This window comes from Streptomyces sp. WELS2 (assembly GCF_013870595.1).
GTDB lineage: Bacteria > Actinomycetota > Actinomycetes > Streptomycetales > Streptomycetaceae > Streptomyces.
In genome coordinates, this window is the sequence record NZ_JACBWZ010000449.1 from 1 (window position 1) to 5,170 (window position 5,170).

At 72.6% G+C, this 5,170-nt stretch carries 6 protein-coding genes; 2 read left to right on the forward strand and 4 right to left on the reverse strand.

What is annotated here, in order from left to right; translation table 11 throughout:
• A partial coding sequence (locus H5J33_RS22860; protein ID WP_181796781.1) for a transglycosylase family protein occupies nucleotides 1-327 on the reverse strand: 327 nt, incomplete at its 3' end.
• 544 nt (nucleotides 328-871) lie between these two features.
• Here H5J33_RS22860 and H5J33_RS22865 point away from each other — a divergent pair.
• A complete protein-coding gene (locus H5J33_RS22865) occupies nucleotides 872-1,663 on the forward strand; it encodes a hypothetical protein (RefSeq protein ID WP_181796782.1) in 792 nt (263 codons plus the stop codon).
• An 80-nt stretch (nucleotides 1,664-1,743) separates the two neighbouring features.
• Nucleotides 1,744-2,136: a hypothetical protein gene (locus H5J33_RS22870; RefSeq protein ID WP_181796783.1), complete on the forward strand. Its 393-nt coding sequence runs from the start codon at nucleotides 1,744-1,746 to the stop codon at nucleotides 2,134-2,136.
• A gap of 63 nt (nucleotides 2,137-2,199) precedes the next feature.
• Here the strand turns inward: H5J33_RS22870 and der are convergent, their stop codons facing one another.
• From der to cmk, 3 genes are all read right to left on the reverse strand, one after another.
• Nucleotides 2,200-3,681 (reverse strand): ribosome biogenesis GTPase Der, encoded by a 1,482-nt coding sequence (gene der, locus H5J33_RS22875; protein WP_181796784.1) that lies wholly within the window; start codon nucleotides 3,679-3,681, stop codon nucleotides 2,200-2,202.
• Between the two features lie 78 nt (nucleotides 3,682-3,759).
• A complete protein-coding gene (locus H5J33_RS22880; protein ID WP_220212651.1) occupies nucleotides 3,760-4,347 on the reverse strand; it encodes a lysophospholipid acyltransferase family protein in 588 nt (195 codons plus the stop codon).
• A 62-nt stretch (nucleotides 4,348-4,409) separates the two neighbouring features.
• A complete protein-coding gene (cmk, locus tag H5J33_RS22885) occupies nucleotides 4,410-5,105 on the reverse strand; it encodes a (d)CMP kinase (RefSeq protein WP_181796786.1) in 696 nt (231 codons plus the stop codon).
• Nucleotides 5,106-5,170 lie beyond the last annotated feature (65 nt).

Consider the following 5,170-nt stretch of genomic DNA (forward strand, 5'->3'; position numbering starts at 1 on the left):
CCGGGTGGCGACGGCGATCTGCGCGCTTCTGGAGGCCTGGTCGGCCGTCGGGGCGTAGGCGGTGCCGCCGTACGCGCGCCAGGTGCCGGCGGAGAACTGGAGCCCGCCGTAGTAGCCGTTGCCGGTGTTGATGTGCCAGTTGCCGCCGCTCTCGCACCGGGCGATGCGGTCCCACACCCCGTTGTCCGCCGCGGCGGCGTTGCCGGTCGCGGCCAGCAGGCCCAGGGGGGCCAGCAGGGCGGCTCCCGCGAGGGTGGCCGCGGCGCGGCCCTTGCGGGTGCCCTCGGAACGGGCGGGGTGACGGGTGGTATCGGCACACTCGGACATATGGTTCCCTCTCCACGAACCCGGGCTCCCCCGGGCGGAACGCGCCGGGACCCCGCATGACCGCGGTCCCTCGCGCCCGCCCCGTCCGCCGCGGCCGGTGTCGGCGATCGTGCTCTGCCTGACGCGGCCGGCGGACGTACCCGAGCGGTGCTCGTTGCACACGGCGGAGGAATCTAGGGAGGACGAGCGGCAGGAATCAACCAACTCACCGTCGTGCCAGGCCAGTTGCCGGTTACCGGAGGTAGCGGCGATTTCCGGCCACCCACTACATCCGGCGATTTACGGATATTCCCACCACCACCCCTCGACGGCCTGTGAGCCACCTCACCCTTTCAAGCGCCTTCCGTATACAAGAAGTTGACGGTGTGTGCCGGATTCCGCACCCAAGGTGACCCTGTGCGGGGGAAGGCGCGAACCAGTCCGCCCCAAGGCGTGACTCCCACCACAGCACGTCCGTTGTCTTCTTCATGAGCCCGCAACCCCGGGGCTCATCGGCCGGGAGCCACCCGGCCGACATCAGCACCGCATCCCGAGGGAGCCACCCGTGCCGCGCATGCTCGACGTCAGTGACGCCGTACGCGCCGAGATCGGCGACGAAGAAGCCGAACGGCTGCTCGCCGGAGAGAACGCCCCGGGCAGTTACGACTGCACGTCCTGCCGCACCCCGGGCGACTCCGAGCAGGAGCGCACCAGCACCGTACTGTTCGTCGGCGACGAGACCGCCGTCCTCGCCTTCGCCCACGCCGGCTGCCTGCCCTCGCAGGTCGTGCAGGTCACGGAGGAGCAGTTGCGGGGCGCCGTCCGGTCCATCGGCGTCGTCGACGACGAACCGGCCGGCGGCGAGCCGCAGCGGTCCGCGCCCGAGCAGGCGGTGCTCGGCGTGACCAGCGGACTGGTCCTGCTCGACGGCGAGTTGCACCCCGCACTCGTGGTCGAACCCACCTCCGCGATCGTCCGGCCGGGCACGGACGGGCCCGGCGACGACTTCCTCCCGCTGCTCATCGAGCAGGGCTTCACACCGGTGACCGGGCTGACCGGTGTCCCCGAGGTGCTGCACGGCTGGTCCGTGCTGCTGGCCGTGGGCCGGCTGCACGCGGTGCTCCAGCCGGGCGGCGACGGCGGCCGGCCGGTGGCCTGGTGGCAGGCGCACCAGCCGCTCCAGGTGACCGACGGCTGGCGGGCCGCCGCCAACAAGCACCAGCAGGTGCTGATGTTCGCGGCGCCGGTCGGGTCCATCGGGCGGCAGCCGAGGGAGGACCTGCTGCGGGAGGCTCTCGACCGGGCCGCCGCGCAAGGGAGGCTGGTCGCCGCGGCGCTGCCGCTCGCCGGTACGTGAGACCCGCCCGCCGGACGGGCCGCGCTCCCTGGGGAATCGTACGACCGCATCCCTTTGGGGTTCCGGTCGTTTGGACATACGTGCACGCATACGACACACCGCCCCGTCGGTCCTTCTCCTCCGTGCCGCCCGCCCGGGCGGCACGGGAGGCTTCCGGTGGACCGTCGGCCACGCCGATCTACGACACGCTCTACGCGGAGTGGGTCAAGACCTTCCGCACGCTGCCGGGGGACCGCAGCGGTGAGGAGGAGCTGAGGTTCAGCGCCTTCGGGGACTTCCCGGACGGCGGCAGCAGATACGGCGGCCACCGGGCGGGGACGTTCAGCAGCTCCTACAGCGCCTACAGCGCGGGTGCCTACAGCGCCCGGCAGCAGTCGCAGTGGCAGCGGGTCGGCACGCTCGGCCGGCAGGACTCCGGGGCGCCGTACGTCCCGGCCGCCGCCCTGCCCCCGGGGCAGCGCCGCGGCGCGTGACACCCCCGCACACGACGGGCGGCCCCTGGTTCTCCAGGGGCCGCCCGTCGTGTCGTACCGCTGTTACTTCTTCTTCGCGCCGCGCTTCTCGCGCACCCGCACCGAGATGTGGATCGGGGTGCCCTCGAAGCCGAACTCCTCGCGCAGCCGGCGTTCGATGAAGCGCCGGTAACCCGCCTCGATGAAGCCGGAGGCGAACAGCACGAATCGCGGCGGCTTGGTGCCGGCCTGGGTGCCGAACAGGATGCGCGGCTGCTTGCCGCCCCGGATCGGGTGCGGGTGGGCCGAGACCAGCTCGCCGAGGAAGGCGTTCAGCCGGCCGGTGGGAACACGGGTCTCCCAGCCCGCGAGGGCCGTCTCGATCGCCGGGACCAGCTTCTCCATGTGCCGGCCGGTGCGCGCCGAGACATTGACCCGGGGCGCCCAGGCAACCTGGCCCAGCTCGGTCTCGATCTCCCGCTCCAGGTAGTAGCGGCGCTCCTCGTCGAGGGTGTCCCACTTGTTGAAGGCCAGGACGATCGCGCGGCCCGCCTCGACGGCCATGGTGACGATCCGCTGGTCCTGCACCGAGATGCTCTCGGAGGCGTCGAGCAGGATGACCGCGACCTCCGCCTTCTCCACCGCGGCCGCCGTGCGCAGGGAGGCGTAGTAGTCGGCGCCCTGCTGGAGGTGGACCCGCTTGCGGATGCCGGCGGTGTCCACGAACTTCCAGGTCTTGCCGCCGAGTTCGATGATCTCGTCCACCGGGTCGCGGGTGGTGCCCGCCAGCTCGTTGACGACGACGCGCTCCTCGCCGGCAACCTTGTTCAGCAGCGAGGACTTGCCGACGTTCGGGCGGCCGATCAGGGCGATCCGGCGGGGGCCGCCGATCGCGGTGCCGAAGGACTGCTCGGGCGCGTCCGGCAGCACCTCCAGGACGGCGTCGAGCATGTCGCCGGTGCCGCGGCCGTGCAGCGCCGAGACCGGGTGGGGCTCGCCGAGGCCGAGGTTCCACAGATAGGCGGCGTCGGCCTCGCCGCTCGGGCCGTCGACCTTGTTGGCGCACAGCACGACCGGCTTGCCGGCCTTGCGCAGCAGCCGGACGACCGCCTCGTCGGTGTCGGTCGCGCCGACCTTGGCGTCCACGACGAAGACGACCGCGTCGGCCGCCTCGATCGCGTACTCGGCCTGGGCCGCCACGGAGGCGTCGATGCCGAGGACGTCCTGCTCCCAGCCGCCGGTGTCGACGACCTTGAAGCGGCGCCCGGCCCACTCGGCCTCGTAGGTGACGCGGTCGCGGGTGACGCCCGGCCGGTCCTCCACGACCGCCTCGCGGCGGCCGATCATCCGGTTCACCAGAGTCGACTTGCCGACATTGGGGCGGCCGACGACGGCGAGCACGGGCAGCGGGCCGTGGCCCGCCGCCTCGATGGCGCCCTCGACGTCCTCGATGTCGAAGCCCTCTTCCGCGGCGAGCTCCATGAACTCCGCGTACTCGGCGTCGCCGAGAGCCCCGTGCTCGTACTCGTGCTCGGCCGAGCCGTCGGGCTGGATGTCGTCGTTCATGAAGTCCGTACCTCGTCGTTCATTGGTGGTGATCGGTGGACCGGCCCGGTGGGGGCTGATCCACTACTCAAGTGTCGCCTAGCGCCCGGTCAGGCGCCTGGCGTTTTCCAGGTGGCTGGTGAGCTGTTTCCGGATCCGCTCGGTCGCCGCGTCCAGCGCCGCGCGCGTCCGCCGCCCAGTGCCGTCACCCGCCTCGAAGGGGTCTCCGAAGACCACGTCGACGCGGGAGCGCAGCGGGGGCAGTGCCTTGGTCAACCGGCTGGGGCGCTCGGCGCTTCCCAGGACGGCCACCGGGACGATCGGCGCCCCGCTGCGGACCGCGAAGTAGGCGAGCCCGGCGCGCAGCGCGGCGAAGTCGCCCTCGCCCCGGGTGCCCTCCGGGAAGATGCCCAGCACTCCCCCGTCCGCCAGCACGCCGAGCGCCTGGGAGATCGCGCCCCGGTCGGCCGTGGCGCGGTCCACCTTCAGCTGGCCGATGCCGGTCAGGAAGGGGTCCAGCGGGCCGACGAAGGCCTCCTTCTTGATCAGGAAGTGCGTGGGGCGGGGTGCCACGCCCATCACCATCGGTCCGTCGATGTTGTGGGAGTGGTTCACGGCGAGGATGACCGGGCCGGCGGCCGGCACCTTCCAGGCGCCGAGCACCCGCGGCCGCCACAGGCCGTACATCAGCCCGACGCCGATGCGGCGGCCGACCTCCGCACCCCGCCGTGAGGGCACCGGCACCGAGGTCACTTCCCGGCCCGCTTCTCCTCGACCAGGGTGACGACGCACTCGATGACCTGGGCGAGGGTCAGCTCGGTGGTGTCCACCTCGACGGCGTCGTCGGCCTTGGCGAGCGGCGAGGTCTTGCGGCTGGAGTCGGCCGCGTCCCGCTTGATCAGGGCCTCGCGGGTGGCGTGGACGTCGGCACCCTTCAGCTCGCCGCTGCGGCGGGCCGCGCGGGCCTCCGGGGAGGCGGTGAGGAAGATCTTCAGGTCGGCGTCCGGCAGGACGGTCGTCCCGATGTCCCGGCCCTCCACCACGATGCCGTGCTCCGCGGCGGCGGCCAGCGAGCGCTGGAGCTCGGTGATCCGGGTACGCACCTCGGGCACCGCGCTGACCGCGCTGACCTTGGAGGTGACCTCCTGGGTGCGGATCGGGCCGGACACGTCCACGCCGTCGACCGTGATGGTCGGGGCGGCCGGGTCGGTGCCGGAGACGATCTCCGGCTTCCCGGCGACGGCGGCGACGGCGGTCGGATCCTCCAGGTCGATGCCGTTGGTCACCATCCACCAGGTGATCGCCCGGTACTGGGCACCGGTGTCCAGGTAGCTGAGGCCGAGCTGCGCGGCGACGGCCTTCGACGTGCTCGACTTGCCCGTGCCGGAGGGACCGTCGATCGCGACGATCACGGGCCTGGCGGTCGGGGCGGCGCCGTTTTCCACGGGGGGACACCTTCCTGGTGCGGTGCGGGCGGGGGGCGGGGAGCGAGAGCGCCCCGCACAAGGTT

What these genes read in the sequence shown, in the direction of transcription:
- der (WP_181796784.1), bottom strand. Translation starts at nt 3,681, where the DNA reads ATGAACGACGACATCCAGCCCGACGGCTCGGCCGAGCACGAGTACGAG.
- H5J33_RS22880 (WP_220212651.1), bottom strand. Translation starts at nt 4,347, where the DNA reads ATGTACGGCCTGTGGCGGCCGCGGGTGCTCGGCGCCTGGAAGGTGCCG.